This is a genomic window from Janthinobacterium sp. B9-8, from assembly GCF_000969645.2.
Lineage (GTDB): Bacteria > Pseudomonadota > Gammaproteobacteria > Burkholderiales > Chitinibacteraceae > Iodobacter.
The window spans coordinates 802,473-825,854 of the sequence record NZ_CP014222.1; the positions used below are offsets into that span (position 1 = coordinate 802,473).

At 50.1% G+C, this 23,382-nt stretch carries 16 protein-coding genes and 1 pseudogene; 15 read left to right on the forward strand and 2 right to left on the reverse strand.

Annotation, left to right across the window (positions count from 1 at the left end):
• Nucleotides 1-33: 33 nt before the first annotated feature.
• Nucleotides 34-657 (reverse strand): LysE/ArgO family amino acid transporter, encoded by a 624-nt coding sequence (locus VN23_RS03525; protein ID WP_046353496.1) that lies wholly within the window; start codon nucleotides 655-657, stop codon nucleotides 34-36.
• Nucleotides 658-995: 338 nt separating this feature from the next.
• Between VN23_RS03525 and VN23_RS03530 the strand changes: the two genes are divergently transcribed.
• From VN23_RS03530 to VN23_RS03570, 9 genes and pseudogenes are all read left to right on the forward strand, one after another.
• Nucleotides 996-1,667: an energy transducer TonB gene (locus VN23_RS03530; RefSeq protein WP_052746747.1), complete on the forward strand. Its 672-nt coding sequence runs from the start codon at nucleotides 996-998 to the stop codon at nucleotides 1,665-1,667.
• Between the two features lie 12 nt (nucleotides 1,668-1,679).
• Nucleotides 1,680-2,357, forward strand: coding sequence for a MotA/TolQ/ExbB proton channel family protein (locus tag VN23_RS03535; protein ID WP_046353188.1), 678 nt, complete (start codon nucleotides 1,680-1,682; stop codon nucleotides 2,355-2,357).
• 2 nt (nucleotides 2,358-2,359) lie between these two features.
• Nucleotides 2,360-2,776, forward strand: coding sequence for an ExbD/TolR family protein (locus VN23_RS03540; RefSeq protein WP_046353187.1), 417 nt, complete (start codon nucleotides 2,360-2,362; stop codon nucleotides 2,774-2,776).
• 82 nt (nucleotides 2,777-2,858) lie between these two features.
• Nucleotides 2,859-5,099, forward strand: coding sequence for a TonB-dependent receptor (locus tag VN23_RS03545; RefSeq protein ID WP_156455107.1), 2,241 nt, complete (start codon nucleotides 2,859-2,861; stop codon nucleotides 5,097-5,099).
• A gap of 122 nt (nucleotides 5,100-5,221) precedes the next feature.
• The gene (locus VN23_RS03550; protein ID WP_046353186.1) at nucleotides 5,222-5,902 is read left to right on the forward strand and encodes a Fe2+-dependent dioxygenase; all 681 of its coding nucleotides are present in this window, start codon (nucleotides 5,222-5,224) and stop codon (nucleotides 5,900-5,902) included.
• Nucleotides 5,903-6,023: 121 nt separating this feature from the next.
• A pseudogene (locus VN23_RS03555) lies at nucleotides 6,024-6,221 on the forward strand (FmdB family zinc ribbon protein); the annotation flags it as partial.
• A 29-nt stretch (nucleotides 6,222-6,250) separates the two neighbouring features.
• A complete protein-coding gene (locus VN23_RS03560; protein WP_082752892.1) occupies nucleotides 6,251-6,895 on the forward strand; it encodes a DUF502 domain-containing protein in 645 nt (214 codons plus the stop codon).
• 167 nt (nucleotides 6,896-7,062) lie between these two features.
• Entirely contained in the window at nucleotides 7,063-8,868 is a 1,806-nt protein-coding gene (gene aspS / locus VN23_RS03565; protein WP_046353183.1) for an aspartate--tRNA ligase, read from the forward strand.
• A 112-nt stretch (nucleotides 8,869-8,980) separates the two neighbouring features.
• Nucleotides 8,981-9,442, forward strand: coding sequence for a hypothetical protein (locus tag VN23_RS03570; protein ID WP_046353182.1), 462 nt, complete (start codon nucleotides 8,981-8,983; stop codon nucleotides 9,440-9,442).
• A 59-nt stretch (nucleotides 9,443-9,501) separates the two neighbouring features.
• Here VN23_RS03570 and glnE read toward each other — a convergent pair whose 3' ends face one another.
• Nucleotides 9,502-12,186, reverse strand: coding sequence for a bifunctional [glutamate--ammonia ligase]-adenylyl-L-tyrosine phosphorylase/[glutamate--ammonia-ligase] adenylyltransferase (gene glnE, locus VN23_RS03575; protein WP_046353493.1), 2,685 nt, complete (start codon nucleotides 12,184-12,186; stop codon nucleotides 9,502-9,504).
• Nucleotides 12,187-12,320: 134 nt separating this feature from the next.
• On the opposite strand from glnE, the gene VN23_RS03580 reads away from it, so the two are divergent.
• From VN23_RS03580 to VN23_RS03605, 6 genes are all read left to right on the forward strand, one after another.
• Nucleotides 12,321-16,109: a YhdP family protein gene (locus VN23_RS03580; protein WP_046353181.1), complete on the forward strand. Its 3,789-nt coding sequence runs from the start codon at nucleotides 12,321-12,323 to the stop codon at nucleotides 16,107-16,109.
• Nucleotides 16,110-16,120: 11 nt separating this feature from the next.
• Nucleotides 16,121-16,924, forward strand: coding sequence for a carbon-nitrogen hydrolase family protein (locus VN23_RS03585; RefSeq protein ID WP_046353180.1), 804 nt, complete (start codon nucleotides 16,121-16,123; stop codon nucleotides 16,922-16,924).
• Between the two features lie 227 nt (nucleotides 16,925-17,151).
• Complete coding sequence (gene tldD, locus VN23_RS03590; RefSeq protein ID WP_046353179.1) at nucleotides 17,152-18,591, forward strand: metalloprotease TldD; 1,440 nt, start codon at nucleotides 17,152-17,154, stop codon at nucleotides 18,589-18,591.
• A gap of 267 nt (nucleotides 18,592-18,858) precedes the next feature.
• The gene (locus tag VN23_RS03595) at nucleotides 18,859-19,926 is read left to right on the forward strand and encodes an enoyl-CoA hydratase/isomerase family protein (RefSeq protein ID WP_046353178.1); all 1,068 of its coding nucleotides are present in this window, start codon (nucleotides 18,859-18,861) and stop codon (nucleotides 19,924-19,926) included.
• A 68-nt stretch (nucleotides 19,927-19,994) separates the two neighbouring features.
• Nucleotides 19,995-20,675 (forward strand): Bax inhibitor-1/YccA family protein, encoded by a 681-nt coding sequence (locus VN23_RS03600; protein ID WP_046353177.1) that lies wholly within the window; start codon nucleotides 19,995-19,997, stop codon nucleotides 20,673-20,675.
• Nucleotides 20,676-21,029: 354 nt separating this feature from the next.
• Nucleotides 21,030-23,300, forward strand: a complete 2,271-nt coding sequence (locus VN23_RS03605) for a PAS domain-containing sensor histidine kinase (protein WP_046353176.1) — start codon at nucleotides 21,030-21,032, stop codon at nucleotides 23,298-23,300.
• Nucleotides 23,301-23,382: the final 82 nt, after the last annotated feature.

Consider the following 23,382-nt stretch of genomic DNA (forward strand, 5'->3'; position numbering starts at 1 on the left):
TTTTAATCAGCAGCGCCGCCCTTACCTTGTTTTTTAGAAAAACCTTGTCATTTTGATGAGTGAGTAAGCAATCACCATCATCATTAAGCCAATTAAAATATCCAGAATTCGCCAAGCAAGCGGCTTGTTAAATAGATGGCTTAGTTTGCTTGAGCCATAGGCCAATGAAAAAAACCAGATAAATGAAAAGCCTACTGCGCCTATGACAAAAAATGGCCGCTCGGCTGGGGCCTGCTGCGCGCCAATCGAGCCGACCAAAACCACGGTATCCAAGAGAGCGTGCGGATTAAGTAAGGAAAACGCCAGCCCCGCCATAATCACCTTGCTGGGCGTGCCAAAGGCGCGCTCCCGGTGATCTTCACCGAGTACATCAGGGTGAAGCGCTTTTTTAAAGGCGTTGAACCCGTACCAAAGTACAAACACCGTGCCAAAAACAGCCATCCAGCGTTGCAGGTCAGGCATGGTGTTTAAAGCGTGTCCCATACCTGCCACGCCGATGGACATCAAAACTAAATCACAGAGTGAGCAAATGAGCGCAGTTAAAAAGACATGCTGTTTGGTTAGCCCTTGGCGTAAAACAAATGTGTTCTGTGCGCCAATCGCCATGATGAGGCTGGCGGAGAGTGCGGCACCGTTAGCAATGGTTGAAAAAGACATGGGGTAGGGCATTGGAAAAGGCCTAGGAGAGTGCGTAATGTGCTTACTGTAAGGTTTTTGCCATAAAAACACACCTAGTTTAAAACCCTGAGTCCTCATTTTTTGAAGGGAAGTACATCCTGTTTGAAGGCTTATGATCTGAGTGTGTGATGATTCTTTTACCTGATAAATCAAGGGCTATGCAGGTTTTTTTCTAAAGCGATGAAGTTGATTTACCCATTGTTTGCACATGAATGTTGTCGTTTTAATGCGGCTTAATTGTAATTATGACAATTGTACGCTCGGCGCCTTGTCAGATAGTACTTGTAAGAAGAATTGTTCTCGTTTAACCTATGAGAATGATTATCAATAGAATACTCACTGTTGCTGTGGCGCTGCTCGGCCACTCTGCGCTGCTTTACGGTTTGACGACCATGTCGATTCAGCCTGAGAAGCCAAAGCAGGTGGTGATGCTGCTTGCCCCTACCCCAATGCCGATGGGGGAGGAGGTGCCTAAACAGCTGGAAAGCAAGCCTCAGCCTCAGCCTAAACCGGTGCTTAAACCTGTGCCGGTGAAACCCGCTTTGGCTAAGGCGGTGAGTAAAGCACCTGAAACGGCCAAAGTGCCTGAGCAGTCAGCAGAGGGCCAAATGGCTGCTGCTGCGCCGACGGCTGCTCCGGCAGAAGCGGCACCTGCTGCCCCAACGGCAGGAAGCAAGACCAGTAAGCTGGCATCTGATGATGTGCCAGTAGAAACGCTGCCGCTATTTAATACCAGCTACCTTGCTAATCCTCGTCCTCCTTACCCTCCCCAGTCGATGGCTTTAGGTGAGAAAGGCCGCGTGATGCTAAGGGTGAAAGTCAGTGAGTCAGGTTTGCCTCTTGAGGTTGAATTGGCGCGTAGCAGTGGCTATCGCCGCTTGGATGATGCTGCGAAGAGGGCTGTGGAGCGTTGGAAGTTTGTGCCGGGCCGTCGTGGTGATGTGGCGGTTGTGATGAATGCTATGGTGCCGGTTGATTTTGTTATTTAAAAGAGGTTTGTAATGGATTTAGCATTGATTTGGAATTCTGGTGATCCTGTTTTGGTATCGGTGTTTGGCTTGTTGTTGCTGATGTCGGTTGTAAGCTGGTGTTTGATTTTATTACGCAGTAGCTTGTTGCTCAGAATTAAGCGTGGGCAGAAACGCTTTCTGGCTAGTTTCTGGACCGCCTCTGATTGGGATGAGGCGACTGGCCTTGCTGCTCATGCTATTGTACCTGAAGCTAAGCTGGCACGCGCAGGCTGGGAAGGCTTAAGCCATTACCGCAGCAATGCGGGCAAAGGCCTTGGTTTAGCGGTGTCTTTGGATGATTACTTGGTGCGTACTCTACGTACCCGTTTAAGCCAGGAAAATGCCCGCTTAGAGCTGGGTTTGTCTTGGCTAGCCACGGTGGGGTCGATTTCTCCTTTTGTAGGCTTATTCGGCACAGTTTGGGGTATTTATCACGCGCTGGTGGCGATTGCAACTAAGGGTGATGCCTCGCTGGCTACCGTTGCTGGCCCGATTGGTGAGGCTTTGGTGGCGACCGCTGCGGGTTTGGCTGTAGCGATCCCCGCCGTTGTGGCATACAACGCTTTTGTGCGTGCTAATCGCGTGATTGCTCAGGGCTTGGATGGTTTTGCTCATGATTTACATGCACAGCTACTGACCGCTGCTGCCGTAGAAAAAGAAGGTAAATAAGCATGGCTTTTGGTGGTTTTGATCAAAACGATAATGCTCCTATGTCAGAAATCAATACCACACCGTTGGTTGATGTGATGTTGGTGCTGCTGGTGGTGTTTATTGTAACTGCGCCCGTAATGACGCATTCGATTCGTGTTGATTTACCCAAAGCAAAAGCTGAGGTGACACAAATCCCGCCTGCAGTACTGCGCGTTACGCTGACCGCAACAGGGCAGGTTGAGTGGGAAAAGACCCCCATCAAAGTGGAAGAACTGCCGATTCGTTTTGCAACTGCCATGGCTAAAGATGCTCAGACTGAATTGCATTTATTGGCAGATAAAGAAGTTCGCTACGAGTTGATTGCACAAACGATGTCGGCAGCAAGGCAGGCGGGTTTAACTAAAATTGGTTTGCTTACAGATGGAAACGGCAGCTGATCAGGCTGTATAGCTGTTGTTTGTAGTGGGCGGTGGCGAAAGATCACCGCTTTTTTTTGGCTTTAAAAAAAGAAGATATACCATGAGAGAGATACACAAGCCTAAATCGGCGATTCGCCACTTGGCTAAATTGCCTGTTGCTGCGGCACTGTTTGGTGCGATGAATGCAAGCGCTGCACCGGTTGCTGAAGTGAAATTAGCACCGGTTGAAGTAAAAGCAGATGTGCAAAACACCAAAGACACGGATAAAACATACAACGCACCGGTGACCCGCGTAGGACGCACGCCACAGGCGGCGCGTGATATTCCGCAATCCACCACCAGCATTACCAAAATGCTGATGGCCGATCAGGATAGTAACTCTCTGAAAGAAGCGCTGCGTAATGCTGTAGGGATTACTTTTAATGCTTCCGAAGGTGGTAGCAGCGGCGATGGCGTTCGCGTGCGCGGCTTTGGTGCGTCTAACGATCTCTATTTAGATAACTTCCGCGATGCGGCACAATACAACCGCGACACATTTAATACCGATACGGTTGAAGTATTGCGTGGCCCGGCGTCGATGATTTATGGCCGAGGATCAACGGGCGGCATTATCAATCAAGTCAGCAAAACGCCATTTCGTGGCGATTTGAATCAATTTACTGCCAGCGTAGGCACCGCAAATTACTACCGTGCCGAAGCCGATTTAAACCGTAGCTTGGATGATAACGCGGCTTTTCGCGTAAACGTGATGGGCCAAAAAGCCGGTAGTACCCGTGAAGGTGCTGAAATGAATCGCTGGGGTTTTGCGCCATCCGTGGCATTTGGCTTGGGCGAGCAAACAGAAGTGACACTGTCTTATATGCATTACCAAGAAGACAATGTGCCGGATTATGGTGTGCCTTATTACAGGCCTCTTGGTGCTGGTAAGCGTGAAGAGATCAAAGGGATGAAAGGCTATTATCGCGATAGCATTGGCGGTAATAATCTACCTATCTCTCATGCGGATAAGTTTTACGGTTTAAAAGATTTTGATTCAGAGGTCACTAAAACGGATGTATTTAGTTTTAATTTACAACACCGTCTAAATGCCAATATGTTGCTGAAAAATTCAACGCGCATGGGTTTGTATGAGCTAGATCTGCGTGCAAGCGCTCCAAGTTTAGCCTTCTTGGAAAATGAAGTGTTAAATGACAATACGATCATTACTCGTGGTCGTAAATTGCGCATGCGTGAGCAAGCGATTTATTCCAATGTGACTGACCTGTTGTGGGATTTTGAAACCGGCACTGTGCGTCACAATGTTTTAGCTGGAGTAGAGCTAACCCGTGAAAGTTTGTTGGGCACAGGGCGCACTCAGCTTGATGCAAAGGGTGGAAATTGTTTACCGTCCACCACGGTTGGAAATCCTACTTCTGGCAGTCATGCGGCTTGTCTAGCTCCGGTTAAAATTGCTACTGCGGATTCTACAGCGGATACGATGGCATTTTATGCGCAAGATTTGATTGAGCTTACGCCGCAATGGAAGGTGCTGGCTGGTGCTCGTTTTGATCACTTTAAAGCGCAGACAGAGAATAAATCATTCACCGCAGCAACCGCATCTCCTGATGCAGGCCGTACGGACAATATCTGGAGCTGGCGTACAGGTGTGATTTATCAGCCAACAGCTAATCAATCTTATTATGCCTCTTATGGCACTTCATTTAATCCGTCTGCTGAAGCCTATTCAACAGATCCAAAGAATGAAAATCTTGATCCAGAAAAAAACCGCAATATGGAAGTCGGTGCCAAGTGGACATTGCTGGAAGGTGATTTAAGTCTGCGCACAGCGATTTTCCGTACAGAAAAAACCAATGAGCGTCAGACTGATATCGAAGTTGGCGTGAATAAGCCAAATGTATTATCTGGCCGTCGCCATACCGATGGCATTGAGCTTGAAGGTGCAGGGCGCATCACCGCAGATTGGCAAGTTTTTGCTGGCATTGCATTGATGAACCCACGCATTGATGAGGTGACTAAGCCTAAAACCGTAGAAGGCAATTACGCAGAAAATGCGCCGCGTTATACTGGTAATCTGTGGTCCACTTACCAGCTCAATAGCAATTGGAAAGTAGGTGGTGGTTTTAATGCGATGGATAAGCGTTATACCAGCAATACCAATACGGTAAATCTGCCTGCTTATATCCGCTGGGATGCGATGGCTGAATGGCGTCTGCGTGATTACAGCGTGCAGTTGAATGTGAATAATCTGTTTGATACCGATCACTTTGAAAGTCTATATGCAGGCTTTGCTGTGCCAGGTACAGGCCGTACTGCGCGTTTATCAGCGAGCTACCGCTTCTAATTGCTTGATCTGTGTTTTGCAAGCCAGCTCAGGTTGAGGTTTAATCTGAGCTGTTAACAACCGCCACGGTGTATTTGTGGCGGTTTTTTTGCGTTTTATTAAGGTTTAAAGGGGTTGGACTGATGCTATTACATATTCCGCAGCTGCTTGATGCCAAGACACTTGCGTATTGCCGTGAGCGCTTGTCTGCTGCCCAGTGGGAAGATGGCAAAATCACATCGGGTAGTTTGTCGGCATCGATCAAGCGTAATCAGCAGTTGGCGAAAGATAGTCCTGTCGCAAAAGAGCTGGGGGCGATTGTTCTGCAAGCTTTGAATGCCAATGAGATGTTCTTTTCGGCCGCTTTGCCCAGCTATGTCATGCCGCCGCAATTTAATCGCTACGAAAACAGTATGGATTTGGGCAACCATATTGATAATGCGGTGCAGGGTATTTTGGGCACACAAGAGCGCATCCGTGCCGATGTATCCGCAACTTTGTTTTTTGCCGAACCAGAAGAGTATGAAGGCGGAGAGCTGATGATTGAAGACACCTATGGCGTGCATGAAGTGAAGCTGGCGGCAGGCGATTTGATTTTGTACCCATCGACCAGCTTGCACCGGGTAGAGCCGGTTACGCGTGGTGTGCGCCTTGCTTCTTTCTTTTGGGTGCAAAGCATGGTGCGCGATGTGGGCGAGCGTGCGGTGTTGTTTGATCTGGATACCTCGATCCGGCAAATTCGGCAGCAAGCACAATCACATGATATTGCCACCCAGCTGACGGGCACTTACCACAATTTATTACGTCGCTGGGCCGATGTTTAAGGTGCGCAGCTGAGGATGAATCGCATTTGGTGAAAATTTTTATGCCCACACCGTGCATGCGGGTTCGATCAGTTTGCCTATACGCGGTATAATCCATGTTTTTTGTGCGAGCTTACACGTAATGCCTATTTATGCTTATCGCTGTGCTGCTTGCGGTCATTCTGACGAGCATATTCAGAAGATGTCGGATGATGCGCTGAGCGCCTGTCCGGTGTGTCATGCGCCTTCCTATGAAAAGCAGCTCACTGCAGCAGGCTTTCAGTTGAAAGGTAATGGCTGGTATGTGACCGATTTTAAAGGCGGATCCTCAGCCAAATCACCTTCAGGTGACCATTGAACACTATGCTTATGACGCATTTTAAAAAATATTTACTGACAGGTTTATTAGTGTGGGTGCCTTTGGCAATCACCCTGTGGGTCTTGCAGTTGATTATTGGCACGATGGATCAGATCAGTGCTTTGCTGCCCGCGTCCCTGCGCCCTGATTCATGGCTATTACAGGCTTTAGAAGGCCCTTTCCCCTTTTTGGAGGGCTCGCACCGTATTCCGGGCTTTGGGGTTATTCTGACCGTTGTTGTTTTGCTGCTGACGGGTATCTTTGCGACAAATGTGCTTGGCTTACGCTTACTGCTGATTGGTGAGAAAATACTCAATCGAATTCCGATTGTCCGTTCTATCTATAGCAGCGTGAAGCAAGTATCAGACACCTTGTTTTCTGATTCAGGCCAGGCGTTTCGTCAGGCACTACTTGTGCGCTTTCCTCATGGCGATGCGTGGACCATTGCTTTTATGACCGGAACGCCGGGTGGGGAAGTGGCTGCCGTGCTGGAGGGGGATTATGTCAGTGTGTATGTGCCTACTACGCCTAATCCAACCTCGGGTTACTTTATTATGGTTAAAAAGGCCGACGTGATTGAGCTGGATATGAGCGTTGATGAGGCCTTGAAGTATGTTATTTCTATGGGTGTGGTTACACCCGGCAAGATATTGTAAAGCGGCTACGACAAGCCAATGGCAGCATTAAAAAACGGCCGGAACTCTTTATTTACAGTACGTACTTTCTGAGTTTTACCGCTTATTTTCTGCCCTTTGCTTTTCCGCTCTGCTTTTCAATCACTTGTCAGCATCATAAACATTGATTAAATCTAAGAGAAAACTAAATGCGTACAGATTACTGTGGTCTTATTGATAGCCGCTACCTCGGACAAACCGTCACGATCAAAGGTTGGGCGCATCGTCGTCGCGATCACGGTGGGGTAATCTTTATTGATTTGCGCGATCGTGAAGGCTTGGTGCAAGTTGTTATCAATCCAGACACCGCTGAAGCCTTTACTACGGCTGATTCTTCACGTAATGAATACGTATTAGAAATCACCGGTTTGGTGCGTACCCGCCCAGAAGGCGCGGCGAACAAAAACCTGATCTCGGGTGAAATTGAAATTGTCGCGAGCGACATCAAAATTCTGAATACCGCGGTCACACCACCGTTCCAGATCGACGATGAAAATCTCTCTGAAAACGTGCGCCTGCAAAACCGTGTGATTGATTTGCGTCGCCCTGTCATGCAAAAGAATCTGCGTCTGCGTTATCGCATCGCCATGCTGATCCGTAATTACCTCGATGGCTTGGGCTTTATCGACATCGAAACACCAATGTTGACTCGCTCCACACCAGAGGGCGCGCGCGATTACCTTGTGCCTAGCCGTGTGCACGATGGTCAATTCTTTGCCTTGCCACAATCACCACAACTCTTCAAACAATTGTTGATGGTGGCGGGTTTTGATCGTTACTACCAAATCGTTAAGTGCTTCCGTGATGAAGATTTGCGTGCAGATCGTCAGCCGGAATTCACCCAGATCGATATCGAGACATCGTTTCTGAATGAACACGAAATCATGGACATCACCGAATCGATGGCCAAGCATGTGTTTAAAGAAGGGATTAACGTTGAATTAAGCGATTTCCCACGCATGACTTATGCAGATGCGATGCGTTTATACGGTTCAGACAAGCCAGATTTGCGGGTTACTCTGCAATTCGTTGAGCTGACTGACATGATGAAGAACGAAGAATTCAAAGTGTTCCGTGCTGCTGCTGATATGGATAACGGCCGCGTGGTTGCGCTGTGCGTACCGGGTGGCGCTGCGATCAGCCGTAAAGAAATCGACGAATACACCAAGTTTGTTGCGATCTACGGTGCTAAGGGTTTGGCTTACATCAAAGTAAACGATGTCACTAAGCTAACAAACACTGAAGATTCGGGCTTGCAATCGCCAATCGTGAAGCATTTGTCCGAGGCAGGTCTGAAAGAAATCATTGCCCGCACAGGTGCAAAAGACGGCGATCTGATTTTCTTTGGAGCGGACAAAGCCAAGGTGGTGAACGAAGCCATCGGTGCATTGCGTATCAAGATTGGCCACGAGAAGGGCGAGGCGGGTGGTTACTTTGCTCAAGGCTGGAAACCAATGTGGGTGATCGATTTCCCAATGTTCGAGCATGACGAAGAAGCGGATCGCTGGACTGCATGTCATCATCCGTTTACTGCTCCGCAAGATGGTCACGAAGATATGCTCGATACCAACCCGGGTGCATGTATCGCTAAAGCCTACGATATGGTGTTGAACGGCTCTGAAATTGGTGGCGGTTCGATCCGTATTTACCGTGAAGAAATGCAATCCAAAGTATTCCGTGCGTTGAAAATTGATGCGGAAGAAGCACAGAACAAGTTTGGCTTCTTGCTAGAAAACTTACAATTTGGTGCGCCTCCGCATGGTGGTTTAGCGTTTGGTCTGGATCGTTTGGTGACATTAATGGTAGGTGCAGAATCCATCCGTGATGTGATCGCCTTCCCTAAAACACAACGTGCCCAGTGCTTGCTAACTGATGCGCCAAATAGCGTGGATGAAAAACAACTACGTGAGCTGCATATTCGCTTACGTCAGAAGGCTGAGGTAGCGGCTAGTTGATTTCAAGCCAGTCGTAAAAAAAGCACCTGCGAATGTAGGTGCTTTTTTTTTGCCTGAGCGCTAGTATATGACAATAAACCTAAGCTAATAGTATGCAAGGGAAAGGTCGGGGATGGATTCGTATCATAGTTGTGGGCATCAAGTCTTACCCATCGCTGATCTTTATGCGGATGAGAGCGAGTATGCTCCGCGTTCTGGTTTTTTTTGTTCACACTGCATGCAGTCGGTGCAAGCACCGTTTAACACCCGTATTTATGTCAACTTACAGCAGGTTGCGCCAGGAATGGCGGCTTTTGTTTTGGAAGTGAGCGATAGCGGGCCAGAGTTTGCAGATTTTCTTGCCGCACTTGGTTTTGCATTTCGTCAGGCATCGTTAAGCGAGCTGGAGCCGGGGGGGGAGGTGGGCTTGCAGCCGGTATGGCGCAAAGAATTCTGGTTTGACGTGAATATCCAGCCCGCTCATGTGGTTGCGCTGATGGATAGAATTCGCGAAGAAGCACTTTTGCTGGCGGATTACCTGCCCAATGGTGCGGCGGCTGTGAGCTTTGCTGCCTTTCCTGATCCAAACCCCTGAGTTGAAAATGGATTGTCTTAAATACGGGAATGGCCTCGGATGCGAGGCCATTCTTTATTTTATGCGCTTGTTTCTCCGAATAAAGTGTTCCAGAGCAGCTTTACTGCCGCCAGCTGTGGCTGGATAGGCAGGAGCATCTTAGGCGTGAGTTCGGTGCCATTCAGGCGGCTGCTGTGTTGCAGGCGGCGTAATTCTCGGTAGCCGTCGGCGGCAAGATGAGCGGCTTCGGGCGGGATAAGGCCTTGTTGTGCTGCGGTGGCTAAGAGCGCGATATTGCCGCGGTTTAAACAAAATTCCTTATGGGTCTTGGCATGGGCAAGGATAAGGTATTGCATGATAAATTCAATATCAACAATGCCGCCACGCACATGTTTTACATCCTCAGGCCGTGCCGGATGCGTTTCCAGCATGCGCTCGCGCATGGTGCGTACTTCATCTCGCAATTTGGGTAAATCACGTGGCGCGCGCAGGATATCTTCACGAATGGCTTCAAAAGCATTGCCCACGATGCGATCCCCAGCGCAATAGCGGGCACGGGTGAGGGCTTGGTGTTCCCATACCCATGCCGATTCTCGCTGGTATTGGGCGAAGGTGCCGATGCTGGAAACCAGTAAGCCCGATGTGCCATTTGGGCGCAGGCGTAAATCAATATCGTAAAGATGCCCGGCCGGGGTGAGTGCGGTCAGCCAGTTGACGATGCGTTTGGCGTATTTGGCATAGACTTCGGTGGCATTGGGGTGATCGTCGTCAAAGAGATAAACAATATCTAAATCAGAGGCAAAGCCCAGCTCTTTGCCGCCGAGTTTGCCATAGCCAATCACAGCAAATTGTGGATTGCTTCGGTGCTTATTGGGTAAATCTTGCCAGACCTGCTCCAAAGTCACGGTGAGCATTAAATCGGCCAAATCAGATAAATGATCCGATACCGTTTCTAACACCAGTAAGCCGTCTAAATCCTGACAAACCAGTCTAAATACTTGTGCGTGCTGAAAATGGCGCAGGCAATCCATTTTGGCTTCGGTGTCATCGTCTAAATCTTTTAATTCCTGGCGTAAAATTTTGCCGAGCTTAGGCCAATCAGGCAGTTCTTCAAGCAGGCGAAAATCGAGCAGCTCATCTAGTAAAATAGGATGGCGGGTTAAATATTGTGACACCCAGGGGCTGGCGCTATACAGGCTGGCGAGGCGCTTTAAGGTGCGTGGGTGTTCGGCGAGCAGGGCAAGGTAGGATTCGCGGCGGCTAATCGCCTCGAGCAAATCGAGGATGCGGGTGAAAGTAGCGTCAGGATTATGAAAACTAGCAGCGACTTCAATTAAAGGCGGCAGAATACTGTCGATGCGTTTGCGGCAGCGATCGGGCATTTGCTGGTAGCGGCTGCTGCTTTGCATTGAGGACAAGCGGCGGTTGATCTCATTGGGGTTTTCAAAGCCTAGTGCGGCTAGATCAGTGCTGTCGCCATCCTGTGCACTCAGCCAAATAGCCGCTTGTGGGTGGTCTTCACCTTCGTCGGGCGGTAGCACAAACACATGCTCGAAGTGTTGGTTGACTCGGCCTCGGTAAATGGTCAGCTGTTCAGTAAATTGATGCCAGTCAGTAAACCCCATGCTGAGCGCAATGCGGGCTTGGTCTTCATCATTGAGTGGTAACATCTGGGTTTGTGTATCGTCCAGATACATTAAGCGATGCTCGGTATTGCGTAAGAATGAGTAAGCTTCTTGTAGCTCGGCTACGGCAGCGTGAGTCAGGGTGCCTTGCTGGGCTAGCTCATCCAAAATGGCTTGTGTTGGCCGCTGTTGCAGGATTTTATTGCGCCCACCGCGAATCAATTGAAAAACTTGACCGATAAATTCGATCTCACGAATCCCGCCTGGCCCGAGCTTGATGTTGTCGACTTTGTCTTTGCGTGCCACTTCACGGCGAATTTGGCTGTGAAGCTCGCGCATGGATTGATAAGCGCCGTAATCGAGGTATTTACGATAAACAAAGGGCGTGACCATTTGCATCAGCCCCGCTTCATCGCCACAGAGTGCACGGGCTTTGATCCAGGCATAGCGCTCCCATTCGCGGCCTTGCGTGAGCAAATAACCTTCTAGTGCGGCAAAGCTACAAGCTAGCGGCCCCACATCGCCAAAAGGGCGCAGCCGCATATCTACTCTGAATACAAAGCCTTCATCGGTAATTTCACCGATGAGGCTGATGAGTCGTTTACCGATCAGGGCAAAGTATTCGGAGTTGCTGATTTTACGCGGGCCGGTGGTTTGGCCGTCTTCAGGAAAAATAAAAATTAAATCGATATCAGAAGATACATTCAGCTCGCGCCCCCCTAATTTACCCATGCCCACAATAATCAGCTCTTGCACCTGCCCGGATTCTTCGCCTATGGGCTGGCCATAGCGTGCATCTGGCTGGGACACCCATGCTAAAGCCGCAGCCAGAGTGATTTCGGCCAAGTCGCTGATGGTGTGCATGACTTCGGTGAGATCCGATAAACCTGCTAATTCTCTGCTGATTAGCCTCGCCATGACGGCTTGGCGTAAGCGCCGTAAAGACTGTTTTAAGCTGTTGTCATCTAGCACAGGCTGGCTAAGCTGCTGCTCCATATTGGCACGCGAGTAAGGCTGAGAGAGCTGCTCTAGGGTTTCTTGCGCTAAATTGGGATGACGAATAAATAATTGCTGCAGGTATCGGCTATGCGCCAGAGCCGGGGCAAGTAAGGATTTGGAGTTTTGCGTCAGATCAGTCATAGGTGGTGGCTCAAAAACGGTTAAAATCACATATCCCCTAACCTAGGGCGCTGTTTGACACTGGGCTTACCGCCAGAGTGTCGGCAAAGCCTAACACAGCACCGCCTTGTTTTGGCATGCTCGAGCCATACTGAATGCCCGTTTTTTCTAAGCTATTGCAGCGCTGTTCTCTTTTTTTTCGTTGGCACTATCGTGCCTTGCTCCGGCTGCTGGTCGGGCTTTGCTTTGCTTTGTTTGCTGTGATGATGGCCTGGCAGTTTTATGTGCTGCCCCGTCTGGATAGTTATCGTCCCTGGCTGGTGCAAAAGCTGGCCACGGCCACAGCCAGCCAGATCGAGATAGGGCGTTTATCGGGGGGGTGGCGAGGTATTCATCCCTTTGTGCGGGTGGATGATTTTAAGGTACATACGGCTCAGCAACCCGGCTTGCAGCTGGCCTCTGTAGAGGCTGATTTATCATGGTGGACGCTGCTTCGCGGCGAGTTGTTGTTTAGCCGTCTTGCCACGGAAGCGCCTCATTTAACGCTGCGCAGAAATACTGCGGGCGATGTGTTTGTGGCTGGTTTTCAGTTGAAAGCAGGTGCAGATAATAAAGACAATCGTTTTATGAACTGGCTGCTGGCCCAGGGTGAGCTGAATATTCGTGATGGCCAGCTAAGCTGGCTGGATGAGCAAGGCCGTGCGGGCGTGCAGGTTTTTTCTGGTCTGGATGTAGAAATCAAACAGCGCTTTGGCCGGCATCGTTTTGATATCTCGTTTTTACCGCCGCCCGCTTTGGCTGGCGCCGTGGTTTTATCAGGCCATTGGCGGGGTAATGATGTAGGCGAGTGGCGAGCTTGGTCGGGGCAATTAAAGCTGGATTTGCCACGTGTGGATTTAAAACAACTATCCGCCAGTCTGCCGCAAGAGGCGCAATGGTTTACTTATTTAGCGGGTGTGGGGGGCGTGCGAGCCACGCTGAGCTTTGCACAAGCCACCATTCAGAAAGTAGATGCCCAGTTAAAGCTAAGCCAAGTCAGTGCAGTCTGGCCGAATGCGCCGCAGGCTTTGCTCTTGCCTGTGTTTGATGGCGGCTTTATCTGGAAGGATGATCAAGGCCAGCAGTCTTTGCGTTTAAAGGCCGCACGCATTGCAAGCTCGGGCGGGGATTTGTGCCGAGGTTGCCAGGCGGAGTATCAGCGGGATGCCTCAGGCAAACAAAGCCTGGAGGGTAGCGCTTTAAGACTGGATGGACTGGGTGCTTTATCTGCGTGGTTGCCTGCTTCTTTTCAGGATGCGGGGTTTAAGGGGCAGATCGATAAATTCTCTGCCAGCTGGCAAGGGCCTTGGCAAAAGGCCAGCCAGTATAGCTTGCAAATTGCTGCAAAAGATCTTGAGCTGGCTTTACCTCAACTGGGTTTGCCGCAGTTAAGTGGCGTCGATTTGAATGCAAAGCTGAATCAGACTTCGGGCAAAGCTTCGTTTTCCAGCCGTGATTTGTCGCTGACTATTCCCTCGCAGTTTTTAGAGCCGCTGCATTTTAATCGCGCCGCCTTTGCGGCATCGTGGCAGCGGGCAGCTAAGGGCTGGATGGTAGAAATTCCACAGGCAGAGCTGGCGAATGCGGATACTGATTTACGCGCAAAAGCCCAGTATCGCTGGCCGGGGCACGGTTTGGGCTACCTTAATTTAAAAGGGGATATTCGTGAGCTACAAGCCAAACGCGCCTATCTCTATTTGCCTCGTGCTGTGGGCGATGAAACGCTGGCCTGGCTGAAAACGTCGCTACTTAGCGGGAAGGCGATGAAGGGGCAGGCAGAAGTGCGTGGCAACCTTGAGCAGTTTCCTTTCCGCCATCCTAAAGAGGGCTTGTTTAGAATTACGGCAGACGCAAAAGATGTTGCGCTTTTCTACGCTGATGGCTGGCCAAGCATTGAGCATATTGATGCTGCGCTCGATTTTCATGGCGCAGGGATGAATATCCGGGCCAGTAAAGGCAAAATATTTGCTGCAGATTTACGCCAGGTCGATGTATCTATTGCTGATATGGATGTGGCCGCTCCTTTATTAAAAGTGAAGGGCAACGCCGCAGGCGCTACCAGTGACTTTTTGCACTTTATTCGCCAAAGTCCTGTGCGTGAAAGTGCGGCGGGCTTTATTGATGACTTAAGCGCCGAGGGTAAGGGCGATTTGGCTTTGCAGCTGGCTTTGCCGCTTGACGGGCCAGAGAGCAGCAAGCTGGCGGGTGAGTATCATTTTGCCGGCAATAAACTGGATTTTGGCGTTGCTGTGCCTCTGCTGACCAAGGCTGAAGGACGGATTGCGTTTACCGAGCATTCAGTCACGATTAAAGACGCGCAGGCACAGGGGCTGGGCGGGCTGGTTAAGCTCTCTGGTGCAAGCAATGCGCAAGGAATTTTGTCGTTGAATATGAACGGGCAGGCGGAGATGCAAGATGTGGCAGAGCGCTACACGCTGCCATTTAAATCCCGCTTACGCGGCAAAGTGCCTTATCAAGCTACTTTAAATGCGGGGCAGCAGCAGTATACGCTTAGCCTTCAGTCATCTTTGCAGGGGGTAGAGATTGATTTACCTGCGCCTCTGGCAAAAAGCAGCCATGAAATCAGGGTGATGAGATTGCGCTTAAGCGGTGGCTCGCAAATGCCAGCACAGCTGGAATGGGCTTATGAGCGGCTTGTACAAGCTCAGCTGCAGCTGGGGAGTGGGCTACATGGGCAAATTGTGCTGGGGGCAGGGGCTTTGCCGGCGATGCCTAAAGCGGGCTTGAGTGTGACGGGCGGCTTGCCCGAGCTGAATTTGCAAAATTGGCTGGATTTGCGGGATGAGCTCAAAATCAATCAAAGCAATACTTCTGCGACCCCTATGACTATTGATTTGCGCTTCGCCCGTTTGGCGGCCTGGGGCAAGCGGTTGAATGATGTGCGTATTCGTGCGCAAGGGCAAAGTGATAGTCAGTGGAAGGGATCGCTGGATAGCCAGGAGCTTGCAGGGCAGTTTGATTGGCTGGGGCAGGATAAAGGTAAATTAAAAAGCCGACTGAGCAAGCTATGGTTGCCTTTTCAGACCTCTGGCGCCACTGCGCCTAGCTCGCCTTTGCAGTACTTACCTGCACTTGATCTGGAAGTCAGCGATTTTCGCTATAAAAACATTCAGCTGGGTAAGTTAGATGTTGACGCTGTGCAGCAAGGGGATAACTGGCGTTTAAATGGTGTAAATATCAGTAATCCGGATGGTAGGCTCAATATGAACGGTATTTGGGGCAAAGCGCCGGGCCGGATTAGCGGCCATTTTGCCATTGAAACCGAAAACCTTGGCAAATTACTCACTCGCTTGGGAGTGCCGGATACCATGCGCCGAGCGCCCGCCAAGCTCAGTGGTGATGTGGCTTGGGATGGTGAGTTGTTCCCCCCGGACTTATCCACTTTGCAAGGTAAATTGCGTGTTGATGTGGAGGCAGGGCAGTTTGCCAAAATTGATCCGGGCGTCGGGCGTTTATTGTCCATTCTTAGCCTGCAATCCTTGGCGCGCCGTGTGCAGCTTGATTTCAGGGATGTATTTTCTGAAGGTTTTGAGTTTGATTCAATCCGGGGAGACAGCGTGATTGATCGGGGCGTGGCGCGGACCGATAATCTGGTGATTGCAGGGCCTGCCGCACAAGTTTTATTTAGAGGGGATGCTAACTTTATGGCGGCCACACAAAATATGCGCGTACGGATTGTGCCAGTGATCGGCGATAGTGTAGCGGTGGCAACCACCATTATTAATCCTGTGATTGGCGTGGCTACATTTTTATTGCAACGGGTGTTTAAAGACCCGCTTGGCCAGTTAGTGGCTTATGAGTATGACATTACCGGCAGTATGCTCGATCCCCAAATTAAAAGCGTGAGCAGCCCTTTGTCACGTCTGCCCTTTACGAAAAAGTAATCGAGAAGATCATGAATAGTCTGGTTGCAGCAGCGATTCAAATGGTGTCCGGGCCTGAAGTCGCACACAACTTAGCCACCGCCGCACGTCTGGTTAAAGAGGCCGCGATGGCGGGGGCTCAGTTAATTGTATTGCCGGAATACTTTGCCATTATGGGCAAAAATGATAGCGATAAAGTAGCGGTTAAAGAAACGTTTGGTCATGGCCCTATCCAGGATTTTTTGGCCGCCTTGGCCAAAGAGCATGCGGTGTGGCTGGTTGGCGGCACGGTGCCTTTGGTTTGCCCCGATGAAACGCGGGTTAATAATAGCTGCCTTGCTTATTCGCCAGCGGGGGAGTGCGTGGCGCGTTACGACAAAATGCACTTGTTCGGCTTTGATAACGGCGTGGAGTGCTTTAGCGAGGCCAATACCATTTTGGCGGGGCTGCAGCCGGTGGCATTTGATACGCCCTTTGGCCGGGTGGGTTTATCGGTTTGTTACGATCTGCGCTTCCCCGAATTTTTTCGTGCCATGTTGCCGGTTGATTTCATTATTTTGCCTGCTGCGTTTACCCAGACTACCGGCGAGGCACACTGGGAAGTATTGCTTCGCGCTCGCGCGATCGAAAATCAATGCTATGTGATTGCCTCAGGGCAAGGCGGCGAGCACATCACTGGTCGCCATACCTTTGGCCACAGCATGCTGATCGATCCCTGGGGCAAGGTTTTGGCCTGCCAAGCCAGCGGCGAAGGCGTGGTTATGGCCGAATTAAAAGCCAGCCAAATGGACAGAGTAAGACGCATCCTGCCTGCCTTAACGCACCGCTTACTGTAGTGGGCGTGAATGGTTTAAAAAGGTCTGTAGACACAGAGTACTCAGAGATCACGGAGATCACGGAGAAAACCAAAGATAGCTCGAGCATTTCTCTGTGATCTCTGTGTGCTCATTTATCCTCTGTGTCTACAGACCTTTTTGCCTTAAGGGGATTTCTCGCCTTCCCTGTGCCTTAAAGATAGTGTGTAATACCTTTCAATAATCTGATTCACACAAGCGACAAAACAATGACTCATTTAGAAACTGCCCGCCAAACGTTGCTGACACCATTTAATCTTGACGATGCCAAGCTCGATCAAGTGTTTGGGCAGATGCTGACGCACGATATTGATTACGCTGATCTGTATTTTCAATACAGCCGTAGCGAGGCATGGAGTCTGGACGAAGGCATTGTGAAGTCAGGTAGCTTTAATATTGATACCGGCGTTGGAGTTCGTGCTGTGTCGGGCGAGAAAACGGCTTTTGCTTATTCAGATGACATCAGCCTGACGGCGCTGACTCAAGCCGCATCCGCAACGCGGGCGATTGGTCGCCAGGGTGGGCAAAATACCGTGGCTTTAAACCGCGATATTGTTGGCCATTCGCTTTATCAGCCAGTTGATCCGCTGGCTAGCTTAGACGAGCTAGCCAAGGTGGCGTTGTTGGAAAAGCTAGAGCGTACCGCCCGCAGCTTAGATAAGCGCGTGGTGCAAGTGATGGCTAGTCTCGCTTCCGAGTTTGAAGTGGTTTATGTGGCACGTCACGATGGTCATCGGGCCGCAGATGTGCGTCCACTGTGCCGTTTGTCTATCCAAGTGATTGTGGAAGAAAACGGCCTGCGTGAGCAGGGCAGTGCAGGCGGTGGTGGCCGATTTGCTTACGGCTATTTTGATGATGCCGTGGTGCTGGATTACGCGAAAAAAGCCGTGGATCAAGCCGTGCTGAATTTACACGCCCGCCCAGCGCCTGCCGGTGAAATGACCGTAGTGTTGGGCTCGGGCTGGCCGGGTATTTTATTACACGAAGCGATTGGTCATGGTTTAGAAGGTGATTTTAACCGTAAGGGCTCTTCTGCATTCAGTGGAAAAATGGGCCAGCAGGTTGCGGCTAAGGGTGTGACTGTGGTGGATGACGGCACGATTGTTGATCGCCGTGGCTCGCTCAATATTGATGATGAAGGCAATCCAACTCAGCGCACCGTGCTGATCGAAGACGGTATTTTAAAAGGCTATTTGCAAGACAGCCTGAATGCCCGCCTGATGAATATGCCGCTGACTGGCAATGGCCGCCGCGAGAGCTTTGCCCATCTGCCTATGCCACGCATGACCAATACCCTGATGCTGGGTGGTAGCGCGGAGCCTGAAGAAATCATCGGCTCGATCAAGCGTGGCTTGTACGCGGCTAACTTTGGTGGTGGTCAGGTTGATATCACTAGTGGCAAATTTGTATTCTCTGCCGCCGAAGCATGGTGGGTAGAAGACGGCAAATTGATGTATCCGGTAAAAGGCGCAACCCTGATCGGTAACGGCCCCGATGTGCTGACGCGTGTATCGATGATCGGTAATGATATGACGCTTGATCCGGGCGTGGGCACCTGTGGCAAAGAAGGCCAGAGTGTACCCGTTGGCGTGGGCCAGCCTACCTTACGTATTGATGGTGGCCTGACGGTGGGTGGTACGGGAGGCTGACATGTTCTGCAGGGCGTAGTACACCATAATTAGCCTCTAGCCAAAACCCAAATCTTGAAACACAGAGGGCACAGAGAGCACGGAGTTTTACGGAGAAAGCCTTGCTTCCCTATGTTTTTTTTCCGTGACCCTCCGTGTTCTCCTTTTTCTCCGTGGTTTAAGATTTGGGCTTTATGTTTGGGTGGTGTTTTCGCTGTTATGTAACACTCGTCCCTCGTATTAATCAATATTCGCAGCACTCCCCTTGTTTTAAAGAGAGATATAAAGATGGTGCATTTTCAGCAGATTGCGCTGAGTAATGGTTTGTTTTTGGGTGAAATTTTATTAGCCTCCAGCAGGCTAAATGCGCAAAGCTTGCCTATGGTTTTGAAAATTCGTGAGCAAATTGAGGCTTGGCGGCATGAGCCATCGCTGGTGGCGGTGTTAGTGCGTGGAGAGGGTGAGCGGGCTTTTTGTGCGGGCGGTGATATTCGTGCGCTTTACCATGCCATGAGCAAGCCAGAATTCTTGCATGAAGGCGATGATTTTTTTCGTCATGAGTATGATCTGTGCCGGGAATTGCATCGCTATCCCAAGCCGGTGATTGCTTGGGGTAATGGCATTGTAATGGGCGGCGGCTGGGGGATTTTTGCGGCGGCCAGCCATCGAATCGTCACTGAATCCAGTGTGCTCGCTATGCCTGAAGTGAGCATTGGCCTGTTTCCCGATGTAGGGGCCAGCTTTTGGCTGCAACAGCTAGAAGGAAAAATAGGTCGTTTATTGGCACTCACGGGCAGCCGCCTGAATGCGGCAGATGCACTGGCTTTTGGCGCGGCTGAATTTGCTTTATCGGGCAACAGCTTTGAATCCTTGCTCTGTGTGCTGCAAGAGTTACCGTGGAGTGGCATTGGCGTGCGCGATGCGGAGCTGGCCTCTGGCGCATTAGCTGCGCTATCAGCGGCTTGGCCTTGCCCTTTGCCTGAATCGGTGTGGTTGCCTCTGGCGGATGAAGTGGAGGCCATCTGCGCGGGGGATGATCTGCTCGCCATTTGCGAGCGTATTCAAAATTATCAGGGCGATGCGCCTGCTTTGCGTTTGGCGGCGGAGCTGCAAGCGGCGGGCTCGCCGACTTCTATTTACTTAACGTGGGAAATGGCACTGCGGGCTCAGTCGCTTTCTTACGATGAGGTGGTGGAAATGGAATGGCTGGGCGCAAGAAATTGTTTGCGTCATGGTGATTTTCATGAGGGTGTGCGTGCTAAACTCATTGACAGAGACGATCAGCCACGGTGGTCGCCCAAAGAATTAGCCTTAGTAACATTTGCAGATATTGAATGTTTTTTTAAGCCCGCTTGAAACTTTTTTAGATAGCACCCATCTATCTGACATACACGGCAAGTCCGTGAGAATGGAGAGACACGATAATGCAATTAAATACCACAGCTTATGGCAGCTCAGCGCTGTCGACCGAGCGTAATCGCGTATTACGCAACACATACTTTATGTTGGCGCTCACCATGGTGCCAACAGCAATCGGCGCTTTCTTAGGCGTTGCGATGCAGTTCCGCATGTCGCCTTTGATCGGCTTTATTGTCTTTATGGCGATTAGCTTTGGCTCTTTCTATGCCATTGAAAAAACCAAAGAAAGCGCAGCAGGCGTGTTTATTTTGCTGGGCTACACCGGTTTTATGGGCTTGTGGCTGTCACAAATGCTGCAAATGGCTTTAAGCTTTAGCAATGGTGCTGAAATGATCGCGATGGCGGCTATTGGTACCGGGGCGATTTTCTTTACCCTAGCGACCATTGCTACCGTCACAAAGAGAGATTTTTCCTTTATGGGGAAATTCTTGATGATTGGTTTGGTCGTGATTATTTTGGCGGCACTGGCTAATATTTTCTTCCAAATCCCGGCGCTGTCCCTGACGATTTCTGCGGTAGCCGTCATGATCTTTTCGGGCTTTATTTTGTATGATGTAAGCCGTATCGTAAACGGTGGCGAAACCAATTACGTCAGCGCTACGCTTAGCCTTTACCTTAACGTTTACAATTTATTTACTAGCCTGCTGCATTTGATTATGGCTTTTACCGGTAATAGCCGCGATTAATCTTATGATATACGCGTATTATTGTTTTTCTTGTTATGATTAAGTACTTGTTTTAAAAATGAAATATGCAATGTGGACGTTTTTTTAAGTCCGTGTAAATAAAAAATGCCGGAGCGAATCGCTCCGGCATTTTTTTTAATTAGGGTTTTACCATATGTGGAGTAGCCACAATGCACCCTATCCTCCACGCATGAATTGTTTATTAAATACATCGAGCCAGTGGCTCACTATTATTTTTTGATGCACTAAGTTAAGCCAATATGATTACTTTTCAGCTGTATCAAGCTAAGCCTTCTTATTTGTTGTACTAAACTGGCCACCTCTGTGTTTTTTCCTCATGCTCCGCATCGGCCAATGATTACCTCTTCTCTAATGCGTCGAATCGGCCAACATTGGTTATGGTGGCTCGCCTATATCGCGATCAGCCTTGTGCTTTTGGCGCTGACCAGCTTTGTCTGGCTGGATTATCGTCAGGCCCGCAATGCTCAGGATACGGTGCTGTCACAGGATTTACTCTGGCAGGAGCAAGGGCTGCGCTTGCATTTACAGACAAATCAGAATGCCATTGAAAACCTAGCATATGGCATTGCTGCAAATGCCTTGCGTGAAGAAGATTTCAGGGCCAGATCAGATAGCCTGTTACGCGCGTCTCCGGAAATGCTGTCGGTTGATTATGTTAATTCATCGGGCAACCGCGTATGGGGTTTGCCTGCTTATAGCTCGCGCCCGCAAAGCCTGGTGCCGCTGGATGATCCTTTTTTGCTAGAGGTGCTCGATGGCGCGGCAACCTTAGGCTATGTCTTGTATTCCAATGTAATCATGGCGGGTGAGCCTAAAGTAGCGCAGGTTGTTTTGGTTGTGCCTATTTTCAAAGGTACGGTTTATCTGGGCTCGGTGCTGGCCGCTTACGCGCTACCCGCTATTTTGCAGCAGCGGGTGCCTTGGTGGATGGTGCAGCGTTATGATTTATCCCTGCTGGATGGTAAGGGCAATGTGCTGGCACCGCATGATGCCATGCAAAACCCTAGTGGGATCAGCAGGTCGGTTGGGTTCGAGCCACTCGGGCATGGTCTTAAGCTACGCGCCAGTGTGCGGCATGAAAAAACATCGGTCACTCAGCTCTGGCTGCTGGGCGTGGTGTTTGTTTTACTAGTGGCTTTGCTATGGGCTTTAAGCTTGCTGAGAAAGCGTATGCAGCAGCGTCAACATGCAGAAGGCGCGTTACGGGATGAAATGCGCTTTCGCGCCGCAATGGAGGATTCACTGACCACTGGTTTGCTGGCGATCAATACATCAGGCCATTTGATTTACGCTAATTTGGCTTTTTGCAGCATGGTGGGCAGAACACAGGCCGAATTGCTGGGTAAATCCTCTCCTATGCCTTATTGGGCCCCTGAGGAGCTGAGTGTCTGTGCCGCAGCCTGGAATTCGCTGCTGTCAGGAGAATGCCCTGTGAGTGGTTTTGCGCTGCGCTTTATGCGCCGCGACGGTGAGCGTTTCGATGTGCGGCTTTATTCATCGCGCTTAGTCGATGGGCGTGGTGAGCATCGGGGCTGGATGGCGTCTTTATATGATGTGACCGAGCTTAAAAGCGAGCGTGAAGCATTAGCTGAATCGCGTAAGCAGCTGCTCACGGTATTAGAAGGCTTGGATGCTGCTGTTTCTGTGTTTGATGTGGATAACGGTGTGGTGCGCTATCGCAATCGTCATCACAGCTATACTTTTCCCATGCTGGCCGATGGCGAGTGCTGTATGTGGCCGCTCTTACCCTTGGGCGAGGCGACAGTTGAACGGCAGGACCCGATTAGCGGGCGTTGGTTTTTAGTACAGCGTCGCCGTATTCAGTGGGTGGATGGGCATGTGGTTTGGTTAGAGATCGCAGCAGATATCACGGAAAGGCGGCAAAAGGCCGAAGAAGATCGTAGCCGCGAGGCAAAGCTGCAGCATACCGCCAGATTGGTGAGTATGGGCGAGCTGGCTTCCAGCCTTGCACACGAGCTGAATCAGCCACTGGCCGCGATTGCGGGCTATGCTGCAGCGGGCGAGGAGATTTTATCGCGCGATGAAAAAAGCTCGGTAAGGCATATTCTTTCCAAAATGGGCGAACAGGCCCGCCGCGCAGGGCAGATTATCAGCGGGATTCGCAATTTCTCATCCCGCCGGGCATCGCGCAGCGAGCCCTGTGATTTTGCTGAGCTATTGGCTGTGCCGATGCAATTGCTCGAGCCTATGGCCAGAAAATATCAAAGCCGCATTGTGCTGGATTTAGTGCAGCCACTGCCTAAAGTAATGGGGGATGGTGTCATGCTGGAGCAAGTGCTGTTTAACCTGATAAAAAATGGCATGGAAGCAATGATTGATACCCCTGTTGAGCAAAGGGAAATCAAAGTAACGGCATATGAGAGCAAAGATTGTTTAGAAGTGTGTGTGGCCGATCGTGGCTCGGGGATTGAAAATCCTGCTTTATTGTTCCAATCTTTTTATACCAGTAAGCCCGAGGGGATGGGGATAGGTTTGAATATTTGTCGCTCTGTGATTGAACAGCATCAGGGGCATTTAAAAATTCAGGCCAATCCTGAAGGCGGCAGCTGTTTTGTTTTTCGCCTCCCAATTGTTTTATCTTAAATAAGGATTTAGCCATTTAAAGCATACGGATGAAATCATTGCTGCTGTATTGGGAATGAATCACCGTGTTTTCTTTGGCCTC